The organism is Rhizobium sp. AC27/96 (assembly GCF_001692325.1).
Taxonomy (GTDB): Bacteria; Pseudomonadota; Alphaproteobacteria; order Rhizobiales; family Rhizobiaceae; genus Rhizobium.
The window spans coordinates 25,559-41,578 of sequence record NZ_LXKN01000018.1 but is presented as its reverse complement, the minus strand read 5'-3'; the positions used below and the strand labels follow the sequence as shown (position 1 = coordinate 41,578).

The 16,020-nt window shown below is 59.8% G+C and carries 13 protein-coding genes; 5 read left to right on the top strand and 8 right to left on the bottom strand.

The genetic code is table 11. From position 1 onward, the window contains the following. The first annotated feature begins 123 nt into the window (after positions 1-123). Genes A6U86_RS13940 through A6U86_RS13925 form a run of 4 tightly spaced genes read left to right on the top strand, consistent with a single transcriptional unit; the run spans position 124 to position 5,183 of the window. Positions 124-1,728 carry an ABC transporter substrate-binding protein gene (locus tag A6U86_RS13940; RefSeq protein WP_068391989.1) on the top strand — a complete coding sequence of 535 codons (1,605 nt, stop codon included), beginning with the start codon at positions 124-126 and terminating at the stop codon, positions 1,726-1,728. Positions 1,729-1,771: 43 nt separating this feature from the next. After that, positions 1,772-2,953 (top strand): LLM class flavin-dependent oxidoreductase, encoded by a 1,182-nt coding sequence (locus A6U86_RS13935; RefSeq protein ID WP_068391987.1) that lies wholly within the window; start codon positions 1,772-1,774, stop codon positions 2,951-2,953. Positions 2,954-2,964: 11 nt separating this feature from the next. Beyond that, positions 2,965-4,002: an ABC transporter substrate-binding protein gene (locus A6U86_RS13930; protein ID WP_068391977.1), complete on the top strand. Its 1,038-nt coding sequence runs from the start codon at positions 2,965-2,967 to the stop codon at positions 4,000-4,002. A gap of 20 nt (positions 4,003-4,022) precedes the next feature. Next, positions 4,023-5,183 (top strand): acyl-CoA dehydrogenase family protein, encoded by a 1,161-nt coding sequence (locus A6U86_RS13925; RefSeq protein WP_068393910.1) that lies wholly within the window; start codon positions 4,023-4,025, stop codon positions 5,181-5,183. Positions 5,184-5,192: 9 nt separating this feature from the next. Here A6U86_RS13925 and A6U86_RS13920 read toward each other — a convergent pair whose 3' ends face one another. Continuing rightward, complete coding sequence (locus A6U86_RS13920; protein WP_068391974.1) at positions 5,193-6,791, bottom strand: ABC transporter substrate-binding protein; 1,599 nt, start codon at positions 6,789-6,791, stop codon at positions 5,193-5,195. A gap of 292 nt (positions 6,792-7,083) precedes the next feature. On the opposite strand from A6U86_RS13920, the gene A6U86_RS13915 reads away from it, so the two are divergent. Beyond that, positions 7,084-8,421, top strand: a complete 1,338-nt coding sequence (locus A6U86_RS13915) for an NtaA/DmoA family FMN-dependent monooxygenase (RefSeq protein WP_068391971.1) — start codon at positions 7,084-7,086, stop codon at positions 8,419-8,421. Positions 8,422-8,458: 37 nt separating this feature from the next. Here the strand turns inward: A6U86_RS13915 and A6U86_RS13910 are convergent, their stop codons facing one another. From A6U86_RS13910 to A6U86_RS13880, 7 genes are all read right to left on the bottom strand, one after another. Then, entirely contained in the window at positions 8,459-9,811 is a 1,353-nt protein-coding gene (locus A6U86_RS13910) for an FAD/NAD(P)-binding protein (protein WP_068391967.1), read from the bottom strand. A 91-nt stretch (positions 9,812-9,902) separates the two neighbouring features. Then, positions 9,903-10,922 carry a sulfate/molybdate ABC transporter ATP-binding protein gene (locus A6U86_RS13905; protein ID WP_068391964.1) on the bottom strand — a complete coding sequence of 340 codons (1,020 nt, stop codon included), beginning with the start codon at positions 10,920-10,922 and terminating at the stop codon, positions 9,903-9,905. Further along, positions 10,919-11,797, bottom strand: a complete 879-nt coding sequence (gene cysW / locus A6U86_RS13900; RefSeq protein ID WP_068391961.1) for a sulfate ABC transporter permease subunit CysW — start codon at positions 11,795-11,797, stop codon at positions 10,919-10,921. Before cysW ends, A6U86_RS13905 begins: the two co-directional genes overlap by 4 nt. A gap of 2 nt (positions 11,798-11,799) precedes the next feature. After that, the gene (cysT, locus tag A6U86_RS13895; RefSeq protein WP_068393906.1) at positions 11,800-12,621 is read right to left on the bottom strand and encodes a sulfate ABC transporter permease subunit CysT; all 822 of its coding nucleotides are present in this window, start codon (positions 12,619-12,621) and stop codon (positions 11,800-11,802) included. 79 nt (positions 12,622-12,700) lie between these two features. Further along, positions 12,701-13,687: a sulfate ABC transporter substrate-binding protein gene (locus A6U86_RS13890; RefSeq protein ID WP_068391958.1), complete on the bottom strand. Its 987-nt coding sequence runs from the start codon at positions 13,685-13,687 to the stop codon at positions 12,701-12,703. Between the two features lie 198 nt (positions 13,688-13,885). Continuing rightward, on the bottom strand, positions 13,886-15,088 hold the full coding sequence (locus A6U86_RS13885) for a M20 aminoacylase family protein (RefSeq protein ID WP_068391955.1): 1,203 nt from the start codon (positions 15,086-15,088) through the stop codon (positions 13,886-13,888). Positions 15,089-15,196: 108 nt separating this feature from the next. Continuing rightward, positions 15,197-16,006, bottom strand: a complete 810-nt coding sequence (locus A6U86_RS13880; RefSeq protein WP_068391952.1) for a phosphate/phosphite/phosphonate ABC transporter substrate-binding protein — start codon at positions 16,004-16,006, stop codon at positions 15,197-15,199. Positions 16,007-16,020: the final 14 nt, after the last annotated feature.

Genomic DNA, 16,020 nt, shown 5'->3' with positions numbered 1-16,020 from the left:
AATCTTCCAATTTGCCGGTGAGACGAGACAAAAAACCCTACAGGATCCACTTCTTCGGGAAGATAAAACCAGGGACCACCGCCAACGCAAAAAGATGGTCCCATTTTGCAAGGCCAGACCCAGATGACAAAATTTCCGGCAATCACCCGCCGCAATCTTCTGCTTGCTTCCGCAGCCTTCGGCGCGACCATCGCAGCCGGTCTGCCGGCATTTGCCGCCCCGGCCCGCGGTGGCACGGCTGTCTTCCTTCTCTCGGCGGAGCCGCCGGTCCTGACGACGATCGCCCATACGGCATTCAACTCGGTCTATGTCTCGCCCAAGACGACCGAAGGACTGCTGACCTATGATTTCGATCTCAATCCGCAGCCATTGCTCGCCACACAATGGAGCGTGAGCGCCGATGGGTTACGCTATACGTTCAAGTTACGCGATGGCGTCAAATGGCATGACGGCAAACCGTTTACCTCCGATGACGTCGCCTTTTCGATCAAGACCCTCAAGGAGGTGCATCCACGCGGACGCAACACCTTCCTCAATCTTGTCGACATCGAGACGCCCGATCCGCTGACCGCGATCCTGGTTCTCTCCAAGCCCGCGCCTTATCTGATCACGGCCCTGGCCGCATCCGAATCCCCGATCGTGCCGCGCCATCTTTACGAAGGCACAAAGATTGCCGAAAATCCGGTCAATCTGGCGCCCGTCGGCACCGGTCCGTTCAAGTTCAAGGAATGGGTGCGTGGCAGCCATATTGTCTACGAGCGCAACCCCGACTATTGGGACCAGCCTCGGCCCTATCTCGACCAGCTGATCGTCCGCTTCATCCCGGATGCGGCCGCACGGTCCATCGCGATCGAGACGGGTGAAATCGATCTGGCGCCGTCGACACCGGTTCCTCTCAGCGATCTCGAACGTTTCAAGGACCTGCCAAATCTGGCGTTTGAAACGCGCGGCTACCAATATTCCAACGGCGTCAGCCGCATCGAATTCAATCTGGAACGCCCGGTCTTCAAGGACATCCGGGTACGGCAGGCCTTCGCACACATCATCGATCGGAAGGTGATCCGAAATACCATCAACTATGGTTATGGCGAGCCGATCCCCGGGCCAATAAATCCCAATCTGACGAAGTGGTTTGTCGCCGATCTGAAGACCTATCCAATCGATCTTGCCGCCGCCGAGAAGCTGCTCGACGAAGCCGGCCATCCCCGCGGCTCGGATGGGGTGCGCCTGCGCGTCAGTCTCGATTACGTGCCGAGCGGCGAACCCTATAGCCGCGGCTCCGAATATATCCGCCAGGCGCTTGCCAAGGTCGGCGTCGACGTTACCGTGCGCAGCCAGGATTTCGCCACCTACACCAAGCGCATCTACACCGACCGCGATTTTGATTTTGCCTACGAGGGAATGAGCAATCTCTTCGACCCGACGGTCGGCGTGCAGCGGCTTTATTGGAGCAAGAACTTCAAGCCCGGCGTGCCGTTTTCGAATGGATCGGCCTACAGCAATCCGAAGGTCGATGCCCTGCTCGAGGCCGCCGCCATCGAAGTCGATCCCAATAAGCGTGTCGAGCAATGGCGCGAGATCCAGCAGATCCTCGTCGAGGATCTGCCGGCGATCGACATCGTCAGCCAGCCAGAATTGACCATCTACAACAAGCGCATAGCCGACCACACGCTGGGTGGCGAGGGCGTCGGCGGCAGCCTTGCCTACGCCTATATCGCCTCCGCCTGAAGGTAGCAGCCAAAGCTCGAACCATCGAAAGCAAGCGAACGCCATGTCCATCCAACACGCGCCCGGCTCCATCGTCGGGCTTCCGAAATTTCCCGCACCGACGGATTTTCCGGACAGTCCTCTGTCGCAGGCTCTGGCGACGCAACCGGTTCTGCTCGGCCTGTTTCTGCCGATCCAGGCCGGCGGCTGGACGCAGTCGACGCTTGAACGCTCGACCGACTGGCGCTTCGACTACAACAAGGCGCTGACCTTGCGAGCGGAAGAGCTGGGCTTCGATCTGGTCTTCGCGCTGTCGCAATGGCTCCCGAAGGGCGGCTACGGTGGCGTGTTCGATGGACAGGCGCTCGATAGTTTCGTCTCGACGGCCGCCCTTGCGGGCCTCACGAAGAAGATCATGCTGATTTCGACCATGCATGTCCTTTATGGGCCATGGCACCCGCTGCACCTTGCCAAGTTCGGCGCCACCCTCGATCACATCACCGGCGGCCGCTGGGGCATCAATGTCGTCACCGGCCATAGGGCCGTCGAACACGAAATGTTCGGCTGGCCGCGCATCGAGCATGACAAGCGCTATGAGCTGGCGGCGGAATTCCTCGAAGTCGTGCAGCGCCTGTGGGGTGATAGCGAAAATTACTCCTTCGAAGGTCAGAGCAGCTGGAAACTCGGCGGCGGCTTTGTCACGCCGAAGCCGAATTTCGGCAGGCCTATCCTGGTGAACGCCACCGGCTCGGATGCCGGCATCGCCTTTGCCGCCCGCTATTCGGACATCGTCTTCATCACCAGCCCGACGGGCGCCGATATCGACAGCGCGCTTGCCTCCCTGCCCGCCCACACGAAGAGAGTGAAGGATGCAGCCACCGATATCGGCCGCACTGTGCGCACGCTCCTGAACCCGATGGTCATCTGTCGGCCAACCGAGAAGGAGGCCTGGGAACTGGCCGACCGCATCGTTGCTCATGGTGACCAGCGCTCGCCGCAGGGTTTCCAGTCGTTAAGCTCCGATGCGCACGCCTGGAAGGGCCGCGACACGCAAGACCCCTATCGCTTCATCGGCGGCAATATCCGCGTCATCGGCTCGCCGGAGCAGGTGGTCGATCAATTCGTCAAATTGAAAGCCGCCGGCGTCGACGGCCTTCAGCTCAGCTTCTTCGATTTCCGCGACGATCTGGAATTCTTCGGCAGCGACGTGCTGCCGCTGATGAAACAGGCCGGCTTGCGCAACTGAAAGGGACGATTATGACCAGCAATGCCATTTCCGAAATCTGGTACACACGCTGCCCTGTGCCGACACCCGTCGGTCTCGCGGCTCAGCTCGGCTATCTCGAAGAGGGCTTCCGCGCCGAGGGTGTGACGTTGAAATCGATCATCGATTCACCCGACCGCAATATCCGCCAGAGCCATTTCAACCATACGCTCGACTGGTCCTTCCGCCATGGCGGTAACGTGCCACCCATTCGCGCCCGCTCGGAAGGCCGCCGCACGCGCCTTGTCGGCATCACCTGGACGGACGAGTTTCAGGCAATCATCACCCTGCCCGAAACCGGGATCAAGACGACGAAGGACCTGAAAGGCCGCCGCTTCGGCATCGCTCGCCGTCCGGAAGGGATCGTCGATTTCATGCGCGCAACCGCGCTGAAAGGCCTGATCTCGGCGCTATCGCTCGAAGGCCTGTCTCAGACGGACGTGGAGGTCGTCGAGATAGCGCTTGCCGATTCCGTGCTTGCGAGCCAGGAGGGACCATCGCTCTTCGGCCTGAAACGACGGCAGGCCTACGGCGAGGAGATTGCCGCTCTTCTGCGTGGCGAGGTGGATGCGATTTACGTCAAGGGAACGGCTGGCATCAATGTCGCCAATCTCATCGGCGCCGTTCAGGTTGCCGAGTTCGGCTTTCATCCCGATCCGAAGATCCGCATCAATTCCGGCTCACCGCGCGTGCTGACCGTGGATGAACTGCTTGCCGAGGAGCGTCCCGATCTCGTTCGCAAGCTCATCGAGGCGATCTTCAAGGCGAGCGCCTGGGCGCAGGCTCATCCCGAAGAAACCCGACGTTTCGTGGCGCGCGAATCCGGCGCGACAGAAGAGCAGGTTCTTGCCGCCAATGGCCCGGAGGTTCATCGACATCTGGGCCTTGGACTGGAGCCGGCGCTTGTCGACGCCGTGGAGCACTACAAGAACTTCCTGCGCGACTTCGGCTTTCTGGCCGCGGATTTCGACATCGCGGATTGGGTGGACCGCCGGCATATCGATGGCTTTGCGGCTCGCGCAGTCGCCTGACGAGAGGCGACACGACCGATATGACCGAAGAGTTTCATCATGTGATCGGCAGGGCGAGGTGCCTTGCCGAGGATTTTTCAACGACAGCCGCCCATCACGATGAGACCGGTGAATTTCCGTTCGAAAACTTCGACAGGCTTTTCGAGGCCGGTCTTTTGGGACTGGTGAGCGCACGGGAATACGGCGGGCTTGGCGAGGGCCTGACCGCAGCCCAGGCCGTTATCAGCGAGATCGCCCGCGGTGAGCCCTCGACCGCGCTCGTCCTTGCCATGCACTACAACTCGCATTTTACCATCCGGCGCTTCGGCGAATGGCCCGCGCATCTTGCGCAAAGAGTGCTTTCAGCCAACCAGCGCGGGGTCGCGCTGATCAACAATGCGCAGGCCGAGCCGCGTATCGGCTCCCCTGCCCATGGCGCCCTCCCCGAAACGATCGCGCGCCGCGATGGCCATCGCTGGCGCATCTCAGGCCATAAGAGCTACGTCACCGGTATCCCCGTCTTGAAGTGGGTATCACTTCTCGCCCTGACCGACGAAGAACAGCCGCGCCGCGCTTCGTTTCTGGTGCCAACGGACGCTCCGGGGCTTCGCGTTCAGAAGAGCTGGAACGCCGCTGGCATGCATGCCACTGCTAGCGATGATATCATCCTCGATGACGTGTCGATCCCGTTGGATGACCTCATCGAAGCGCAACCGGCGAGCGAGCCGATCCGGCGCGACGAGCATGCGACCGCCTTCTTCTTCGGCCTGATCGGCGCCGTCTATCACGGCGTGGCGAGGTCGGCGCGCGACCGTCTGATCAGCTTCGTCAGCCATCACGCGCCAGCCAGCCTTGGTGCACCCATTGCCACGGTGCCGCGCATCCAGGATGGGCTTGGCGACATAGAGGTGCGGCTAGCGACCAATGCGCGGTTGCTGCGATCGCTCGGAGAGGATGTCGATGCCGGCAGGCCGGTGGGAATGGACGGCATGAACGTGCGTCATGTGGTAATCGACAATGCCGTTGCCATCACCAGTCTGGCGCTCGATCTTGCCGGCAATCCAGGCCTCAATCGAGACTTCCAGCTCGAGCGCCATCATCGCGATGCGATCACCGCCCGCTCCCATGCCCCACAAAGTCACATGATCCGCACGATCGCGGCGAGGAATGCGTTGAGCCGGCTGAACGTAGCCGGCTCCTAGTTCCACCGCTTAGGCGCTCGGGCTAAGCCATATCTGTCCGAAGCTGTTGTTGATCCCCTGCGCACCCGGCGCAAAATTCTTCACACGCTTGTTGGCGACGATCTGCGCGCCTGCCGCGACTAGGTCAACCGACACGACGTCGTCGTGGATGATATGCTGGAATTTGTACCAAATCTCGCGACGCTTGGCTTCATCCGGCTCGGTGGCGGCCGCCTCCAGCAGCGCGTCGACCTCCGGGTTCGCGTAATGGCTGGCATTGGAGAATACCAGGCCGATCTTGAAGTTCTTCGACCAATAGGCGCGCTGTACCCCGAGCGTCGGGTCAAAGGTGTTGGAGAGGGATTCGATGACCAGATCCCAGGCACGATCGGTGTAGACAGTCTTCAGGAAGGTTGCGAGATCGAGCTTCAGGATTTCGGCATCGATGCCGACAACGGCAAGCGACTGCTTGATGAAATCGGCATAGGAAGGCTGCAGGAACGAATTATAGGCGAGCCGTAGCTTGAAGCGCGTTCCGTTGGCACCGCGCGGATAGCCGGCATCGTCCAGAAGCTTGTTGGCAAGCTTGGGATCTGGTTCGCGCGCCTTGATGCTCGGATCGTACCATTTCGGAAGGGCGGTGCTGATCGGGCTTGGCGAGACCTGGCCATAGCCGAAGAGGGCGATGTCGACGAGCTTCTGCAGATCGATGGCATGGGCGATGGCGAGACGCACATCCTTCTTCGTCAGGATCTCGTTCTCGTAGTTGAAGAACAGCTGCTGCTGCGGCCCCGAATAGGCATAGGTCGTGGTATCGACGACGAGATTGGCATTGGCCTTCAATCTCTCGATGTCCGATAGAGGAACCGGGTTCGCCCCGATGTCGATTTCGCCGGTCTCCAGTGCAGCCGCCCTCGCCGCCGGATCGAGAATGACCCGCAGGACGACGCGGTCGAGATAGGGCTTCGGAGCATCCCAGTAATCCGGGTTTCGATCGAAGATCAGATGGCTGCCGGGCACCCATTCCTTGAGAATGAATGGACCTGTGCCGATCGTCTGCGCGAGGGTCGGTTGCTCGGTCGGCTTGAAGGTCTCGTAGACATGTTTCGGCACGATCGGCGATTCCGAACTGCCGAGCGCCGAGATCAGATAGGGCGCCGGCTTGGAAAGCACGATGACGGCCGTCAGTGGATCGGGTGTCTCGACAGCGGTGACGTTCTGATAGGTGATGCGCCCACGCGGATGCGCTTCCTTCAGGCGGAAAATCGTGAACTTGACATCCTCAGAGGTGAAATCCTTGCCATCATGCCATTTGACGCCTTTGCGGAGCGCGAACGTATAGCGAAGGCCATCGGTGCTTGCAGACCACGATGTTGCCAGGAGCGGAGTGGGATTGAGATCATAGTCGAAATCAAGCAGCCCCTCATTCACCTTCGGCCCGATCGCCTGGCCTGTGCCTGAAGAGGTGTTGATGGCAATCAGCGCGGTGGGGTCGGGGTAATAGGCCCAATTCAGGGTTCCGCCACTGACCGGCATGTCTGCAGCATCGGCGCGTTGCGGAATGCCGAACGCCAGACCGGCGCCCCCGAGCAGCAGCAATTGGTGGAATTGGCGGCGATTGATCGACATAGGCTTTGCTCCGATGGATTGGCGTGGGCTTTGGGCGCAGCGTCCCATTCCCTGCAGGATTCTTGGGAAAATCCGAAATCCAAAGGCAGTTTTTCTCGCGCATAGCGAAAGTAATGCTTCGCGCGGTGCAAGATATTTGCATGAAGGCCGGAAGGGCTCCGCGCCATGCTCCCTCCCATCGAAAGGCTGGAAGTTAATTCCTTCTGCTCCGGCAATATTAGTCTATAAATTCTGTAGGGAATTGATGTTACGAACTAGCGTGCATGGCCTTCCAGAACGAAAGCCCAGCCGCATGACAACTTCGAAACGACAGCTCAATCTCAATGTCGGCATCAACACAACAGGATATCTCGGCAATGCCTGGCGGTATCGCACCGGCACCCGGCATGACATCAACGATCCCGGCTATTATCGGCGGCTGACCCAGCTGGCGCACAAAGGGTTGTTCGACGCGGTGTTCTTCTCGGACCACCCCGCATTGATGACCGACCCGAACGGTCGCCCCTTCCACACGATCGATCCCCTGATCCTGTGCACGGCCCTGGCCGCGCAAGTGCCCGACATCGGTTTCGTCGCAACCATGTCATCCACCTATAATTCGCCCTATAACCTTGCCCGGCGCACCCAGTCGACGGACATCATTTCCGGCGGTCGTCTGATCATCAACATCGTCTCGTCCTTCAACCCTAATGTCGCCGCCAACTTCGGAGCAGAGCCATTGCCGCCGCGCAATGAGCGCTATGCGAAAGCATCCGAATTCCTCGATGTCGCCAAACAGCTCTGGTCGAGCTGGGACCCTGCACGCGAAGGCGATATCCCCGAAAACCGCTTCTGGGATGCGGCAAGCGCACAGGCAATCGACCATGCGGGTGACTATTTCACGGTGAAGGGACCACTCAATGTCCCGGTCGGCCCTCAGGGCCATCCCGTCATCGCGCAGGCAGGTGCTTCCGAAGGCGGCATCGAACTTGCCGCCCGGCATGGCGAGATCATCTATTGCAACATTCTCTCGCGCGCAGCAGGCCAGGCTTTCGGCAAGAAAGTCAAAAATCGCGCCACCGAGCTTGGACGAGATCCCGCCGGGATCCGTATCGTCCCGGGTCTTGTCGCAATCCTGGGGGAAACGCGGGCCGAGGCGCTGCGCAAGCACGAGCTTTTCAGCGGAGCGGGCTCGGAAGAGGGACTGCTCGCCCGCTTTGTCAAAGACAACGGCATCGATCCGCATGATTTCGATCCCGACGCCGTTCTGGAGGCCGAACGTTTCATCCCCGATCCCAACCGCATCCAGGCTGTCGGAATGGGCCTCGGCCTGTCCGATCTACTCGCTCATGAAAAGCTAACGGCGCGTCAGGCCGTGCGCCGTTCCGAAGGCCATCACCGGCTGGTGCTGGGCACGCCTGATGAGGTCGCCGATGCCATTATCGATCTCTGGGCCGATGGTACGGTCGACGGCTACACGCTGCAGCCACCGCGCGCGCCTGATGATATCGAGGAGTTTGTCGACAAGGTCATCCCGATCCTTCAGGAGCGAGGCGTCTACAGGACGGCCTATGAAGGCAAGACAATTCGGGACCGTTACGGCCTGCCCTACCCCTTCAAAGATGGGGCAAATGCTGCCGTGTTGCGATGATTGCCTCGAGGTGCCTCTTCTGAAAGCCTCAAAGGTTTCACTCAACACTGCCGGCAATCGCCTGCCCGACATTTCTGGCTTGTACACGAATATCCGGTACGGTGGTAATCTCCCAGAATTGGCCGGCTGTCAGCGCGCCCACGGCATAGATGGCGTGGCCGCCGCTTGTCGTGCGCGGAATACGCGATTGGGCATCGACAGTGATCCCAAGGTTCAACGGATCGGCCGCGATCAGTCCCTGATGCTGCATCTCGCGCAACAGCGGGGAATGCGAGATACCTGCCCGTTCCATGCCGGTACAATTGACGACCCAATCCGCCTCAAGCGACGAGATATAGCTTCGTCCTCTCGGACGATAGCGCAGCGTCAGACCATTGGAGCCCTCGACATCAAGCAGATAGCCGGCGCGGATCGAGACCTGCCTGCTTCTTATCATCGAGTCGAACTTCCCGAAAACATCGGGCGCGACGCGATGGCGATGAATATTCCACCACGGCAATGCATGGCGCAGAAACCGCCGCCGCTCGACTTCAGGCAATCCCAGCCAAAGCGCCTGGCTCTTCGGGCGCAACCCATCCATGACGCTCCGCCAATCGCCGGAGACCCGCGCTGCTCGACGCAGAGCATGCAGAAGCTCGCTCATCCGCGTTGGCAGCGCAGCAACGTCGATTTCCATTGCCGGCTTTGGTGCCTTGATGTGATCGAGTGGCGCGAGACCACGGCGCGATAGCACCGTGACTTTTCCGGTGAACCCATGCGCCGACAGGGCCAGGACCTGGTCGATCATGGTGAGGCCGGAGCCAAGAATGCAAACCCTGTCGGTCGCCTCCACACGTCTCAACCAGGAGAGCCGCCACGGATTTTTGACGACATGCGCCTGCGCGCACGGCGGCAATGCCGAGAGATCGATGGGCAATTTGGCATTTCCGACGCCGAGACAAAGAACGATATTCCGGCCCGCGATCTCATTGCCATTATCCAGCAGAAAGCCGATCACCGTCCCGTAGCGCTCGACACAACCAGTTGCCTTCGCTTTGATGAAATCGACCCGGCAACGCGGCTTCTTGTGGCGCAGAAGCTCCGCCAGACTATCGCGAATATAGAGGCCATAGTCCTGACGCGACGCGAAATCGCCGGCTCCGAGAGGCCGTTTGCGCTCACGCAACCATTCAACGAAATTGTCCGGCCTGTCCGGATAGAGGCTCATGCGGCCAGCCGGCACGTTTAACCGGTGCAGATAGAGCTCGGTGCGATAGGCCGTTCCACGCCCAAAGCCGGGATCGTCGCCGACAATGGCAATCGAGGCGGAAGCGGGCAGGAGTTCAATGAGATTGCAGACAGTCGCGATCGCAGAGAAACCCGAACCCGCGATCACGGCGTCATAGATCATTGAACGTCCTTCTCCGTCTTCGCGGACCACATGACCCTATAATTTAGGACGCCACGCTGTTCGGGCCAGCCCCCAAGCCAATGTGACCGCCCTATGCCGGGAAAACTTTGGCCCTTCGAAATTGGACAAAACCATCCTCGCCGGCTTCGACCGCCCTCTCCGGCTCGACGTCGAATTCCAGCTGTTCCCCGTTCCCGGTCGTCACCAGGACGCGGCGTCCATCGACGCGATCGAGAACCCGGCCAACATGGGCCGGAATCCCCGGTCCTTCGTCGGACCAGATCAGATCGGCAGGGCGAGCGTGGATCTCCGCCTTGCCGTTGGGCAGGCCAGAGGCTGCAATCGCTACGTCGCCAACGTGGGCCTCGCCGTCCCGCACTTCCGCGGCAATGACATTGGTATCGCCCAGGAAGCGCATGACGAAAGCCGATTTCGGGTCCCGGCAGACCTCTCCAGGCGTACCCTGCTGAACGATCTGGCCGTCTTTCAAAACAACGACCCGGTCGGCGAGATCAAGCGCTTCCTCCTGATCATGCGTCACGAACAGCGTCGTGATCCCGAGTTCGGAATGGATCTCCCGCAGCCAGCGACGAAGATCGCGGCGAACATTGGCATCAAGTGCGCCAAACGGCTCGTCGAGCAGCAGAACCTTGGGGTCGACAGCCAGAGCGCGGGCAAGCGCTACACGCTGCCGCTGGCCGCCGGAAATTTGCGCCGGAAAGCGTTCGGCAAGTCCGTCGAGCCGCACCAGACGCAGGAGCTCGGCAACCCGCGCGTCCACAGCTGCCTTTTCGCGCTTCACCTTCGAGACCTTCAGTCCGAAGGCGATGTTCTGCGCGATCGTCATATGTGGGAAGAGCGCGTAGTGTTGGAACACGAAACCGACGCCGCGGTCGCGGACCGGAATGTCGGTCGCATCCTGCTCACCGAAATAGATATGGCCTCCGTCAGCATATTCCAGGCCGGCGACCATGCGCAGGATCGTCGTCTTGCCGGAGCCGGACGGCCCGAGCAATGCGACGAGCTCGCCGCTTTCGATCGTCAGCGATACATCCCGCACTGCCCGAAAGGTCTCGAAGGTTTTGACAACATGCTCGAGGCGAATTTTCATGATGCTTTCTCTGCGGAATTGACGGCGGCGCGGGCGCGGCCGGCGCCCTGACGCTCCAGCGCTACCTTGGCAATGATGGTGAAGACGGCGATGATTGCGAGGATGGAGGCGACGGCGAAGGCGCCTGCCGCCTGATAATCATGGTAGAGCAATTCGATGTGCAGCGGCAATGTGTTGGTCTCGCCGCGAATATTGCCCGACACGACCGAGACCGCACCGAACTCCCCCATGACGCGAGCATTGCAGAGCACGACGCCGTAAAGCAGCGCCCATTTTATGTTCGGCAGAGTGATCGCGAAAAAGGTACGCCAGCCGGAAGCCCCAAGCGAAGTCGCAGCCTCCTCAAGATCGCGGCCCTGCGCCTGCATGAGCGGGATCAACTCGCGTGCGACGAAGGGCGCGGTGACGAACATCGAGGCCAAGATAATGCCCGGAACCGCGAAGAGGATCTTGATGCCATAATCTTCGAGGGTTGGACCCAGTATGCCCTGCAAACCATAGACGAAGAGATAGGCGACACCCGCGACGATCGGCGACACCGAGAAGGGTATTTCGATCACCACAAGCAGAAGCCGCTTGCCCCAGAAATCGAATTTCGTAATCGCCCAGGCGGCGGCGATGCCGAAGACCGTATTCACGGGAACGGCAATCAGCGCCGTTACCACCGTCAGTATGATGGCGCTAACGGTATCGGGATGAACGATCGCCGCAACATAGACCTGCCAGCCCTTGGAAAGGGCTTCGACGGCGATGACAATGAGCGGTGCCAGAATGAGGAGACCCGCAAGGATCAGCACCACGGCAATCAGGCTGCGCCGGAAAACAGGCTGGTCGCCGACGCGTGGCGGCTTTCGGCGGGTTTGAGCGACACTCATGGTCAGTTCCTCACCGTGTAACGCAGCGCGCGCGCCTGCAGCCAGTTGGTGACCGCGAGCATGACGAAAGCAGCGAGGAGCAGCACTGAGGCGATAGCGGCAGCGGCCACGTAGTCATATTCTTCCAGCCGGATGAAAATCAGCAGCGAGGTGATCTCCGTCGACATCGGCTGGTTGCCGGCGATGAAGATGATCGCGCCGAATTCGCCGAGGCAGCGGGCAAAGGAAAGCGATACGCCAGCAAGGAGCGCCGGCGTCAGCAACGGCAGGATCACCTTGCGGAAAATCTCCCAGTCGGAACCACCGAGCGATTGTGCCGCCTCCTCCAGCGCCGGATCGAGATCTTCCAAGACAGGCTGCACCGTCCGCACGATGAAGGGCAGCGACGTAAAGCACATGGCGATGGCAATGCCGAGCGGGGTATAGGCGACCTTGATACCGATCTGGCTCAGCAGGGAGCCGAACCAGCCATTGGGCGCAAACAAGGCTGTCAGCGAAATGCCGGCAACGGCCGTTGGCAGTGCAAAAGGCAGATCGACAATGGCATCGAGGAGGCGTCTGCCGGGAAATCGATAGCGGGTCAGCACCCAGGCAAGCGCCAAGCCGAAGAAGAGATTGAAGATGGTTGCCCCGAAAGCCGAAGAAACCGTAACGCGATAGCTCGCAAGCGCGCGCGGGGAAGAAACGACACGCCAATAGTCCTCGAAGCCCAGGCTCCCCGTTTTAAAGACAAGCGCGGCCAGCGGCAGAACGACGATGAGCCCCACATAGAAAAGGGTGACACCGAGCGACAGCGGCAATCCCGGAAGGATATTCCGTCTCAACCTGCTATTTCCTTTTATGGCAAAGCCCGGCAGGACCGAAGTCCGCCGGGCGATATCAAAAGCGAATTCCAATCAGGAGTTAGCGGCTGCCATAAAGCTTGTCGAGCGTACCGCCCGAGGCAAAGTGTTCCTTCTGGACTTTTTCCCAGCCACCGAAGACATCATCCACCTTGACCAGGCGGATATCGGGGAATTGGCCCTTCACCTCGGCGGCGACTTTTTCGTTGTTGACCCGATTGCCGAACTCGGCGGCAATCCGCTGTCCTTCTTCGCTGTAAAGGAAGTCCAGATAGGACTTGGCAAGCGCCTCGGTGCCGTGTTTCTTGGCAACCTTGTCGACAACCGCGACCGGAAACTCCGCGAGCAGGCTCACCGATGGTATGACGCTTTCAACCTTGTCCTTGCCATATTGCTTGACGATGCCGCGGGTCTCGGCCTCGAACGTGATCAGCACATCGCCCGTCTCACGCTCGACGAAAGTCGTCGTGGCAGCGCGGCCACCCGTATCGAAGACGGGAACATTGTTGAAGATCTTGGTGATGTAGGCCTCGATCTTCCCCTGATCGCCCTTATAGGCCTCTTTCGCCCAGGCGTAGGCGGCAAGGTAGGTATAGCGGGAATTGCCTGATGTTTTCGGGTTGGGGAAAACGGCGTGAACATCGTCACGAGCAAGATCGCCCCAATCCTTGATGTTCTTCGGATTGCCGGCACGCACGAGGAATGACGGGAAGGAGTAGAACGGAGACGCATTGTTCGGGAAGGCCTTTGTCCAGTCCTTCGACACAAACCCGTTCTTGGCGAGGAAATCGATATCCGTCGACTGATTGAAGGTCACGACGTCAGCTTCCAGCCCCTCCACGATCGAGCGAGCCTGCTTGGATGTCCCGGCATGCGATTGATCGATGGTGACGCCGGGATGCTGCTTGATGAAAGCCTCGTTCTCGGCGGCAAAGAGCTCGCGGGAAACATCGTAGGAGGCGTTCAGCAGCTTCGTCGGCTGCTGCGCCAATGTCGGGCTGGCAAGAAGGGCGGCAAATGCGGTGCCGAGAACAAGTAGGCGGATCATGCGTGTCTCCGGTCATTTATATCATGCGGGAAACTACCGATACGTGCATTGGATCGCGAGGAACTCTGCACCCTACTTGTGTGGAACCTTAGAAATTTTGTCCTCTTTCTGCCATATTTCGCGCAGCTCTTGCCGGAACTGGACGCGCCGAGCCGTCAGCGCAGAGAAATGCGCAACTCACATTGCCTCACCCAAATCTCAAGAGACATTTAGCCGGCTTTCGACAAGACGGGCGAACAATGTCGCCCCAACGGGCAGAATATCGTCGTCGACGACAAAGCCGGGATTGTGAGCGGGAACCGTGCCGGTGTGCCCGAGCGTAAAAAAGGCGCCGGGCGCGTGCAGGAGGAAATCCGCAAAATCCTCGCTGCCCATAGCTCGCCGCGGAGCGGTCGACACTTGATCATCCCCAAGCACCTGACGCCCGATATTCGCGACGATCTCGACGTGCTCGCGGTGATTGGTCAAGACCGAAAAAATGTCCCTAATATCGACTTCCGCCTCAAGATCATGAGCAGCGGCGACATTCTGCGCGATGCTCGTCAGTCTTTTTCGAATAAGGCCCCGGATCTCATCCGAAAAAGTGCGGATGGTTCCGCCGATAGTCGCGGTTTCCGGAATGATGTTGTAGGCCGAACCACCACCGATCTTGGTGACGGACAGAACGGCTGGCTCGGTCGGCGGCACATTTCGGCTGACAATGGTCTGCAAGGCCTGGATAAGTTCGCCGATTGCAGGAATCGGATCGCGCCCGACATCCGGATGGGCGCCGTGAGCCCCCTTCCCGCGCAGGGTTATGTCGAAGAAGTCCGCACCGGCGAGAACGGTTCCTTCCGAGACATGCAGGTGGTTGGGCGGCAATTGGGTCGCGTTATGCAGCCCGTAGATCTCATCGACGGGAAACCGTTCGAAAAGGCCGTCGCGGATCATCGCACGGGCGCCGCCGAGCCCCTCTTCGGCCGGCTGAAAGATGAAGATGACCGTCCCGGCAAAATCCCGGGTTTCGGCGAGATAACGTGCGGCCCCTAAAAGTATGGTCGTGTGAATATCGTGACCGCAGCCGTGAAACCGGCCGGGATAGACGGATGCATATGGCAGGCCCGTTTCCTCTGGCATCGGCAAGGCATCCATATCTGCCCTCAGGCCGACTGAGCGATTGCCGGGATGGCGGCCGACAAGCCGACCGACGACACCGGTCTTGCCAATGCCCCTATGCACTTCGATGCCCCAGGATGCCAATTTTTCGGCGACAATTGCAGAGGTGCGCACTTCTTCGAAGCCGATCTCCGGATGTGCATGAAGATCATGGCGAATGGCAACGAGTTCGGGGAAATAGGCCTCTATCCGATCGATAACATCAGCCCGATTGCTCGTGTGAAAGGGCACTGTCGACTGGTTCATTGAATGGCGTCCTATTCAGGTTGGATTTCAGGTGAAGTCTGTCAATTTTCATTTCGCTCGACGCCCATAGCATCGGATAGATCATTCCTTTCGACGCGAAAGATGAAACTAGGCAATCTCGGGATAACCCATGCGAGCCGCTTCGCGCCCAAGGTCCAGCAGTGGCTGATAGTCAGCATCTTCCAGCACACTGAACTTTCTGAGCGATAGGATATCGCGCACCTCATCCAGCCGGCGATCATCGGCGACGGCCGCCAATACCGCGCGCAAGATTGAAAGCTCCTCGTCGGTTGCCGTCGCGCGCGTGATGTAGGGTAGTCCCGGCCCCTTCGGCGTTTCCGCGATAATGCGGACACCCTCAACCAAACGGGGCTCGAAGCGCAGAATATTCCCATAGGTTATGCAATCGATCGAGGCGACGTCAGCCAGCCCGCTGCTGACGAAGTTCAGGCTCGCATTGTGGCTCCCCGTCTCGACAACGGAGGAAAAGAAACGTCCATTTTCCGCGTGAGGAGCAATGAGCGCACGAAAGAAGTTGGTTCCGGAATTGCTTTCGGGATGATTGATCGCCGCGCGAGCGCCCCGCAAATCCGCAAGCGTCTGAAACCCGGATTCTTTCGGCACGACGACAAAGCTGCATTTGAGAGGGCCGACGCAGCCCGGATAATCATACTCCGGTGTCGCGACCAGACGAACATGGCCGCGAAGCCGCAGTACATAGGGGTAGCCGCAAGTCTGGGATAGCAGCAGGTTCGGCTGAAGCCAGGCATCATCGTGCTGCACCAGCTTATCAAGCCTGTCGGGTACGTGTCGCAGTCCGGCGGCGCGCAGCTCGTCCCGGATGTACGCCCATAGAAGATCGGTTGCCTCCTCGAGGGCCGGTGGACTGGCATACATGGCAAGGCTGGCGAGAAGCATTGATAGCGGCTTTC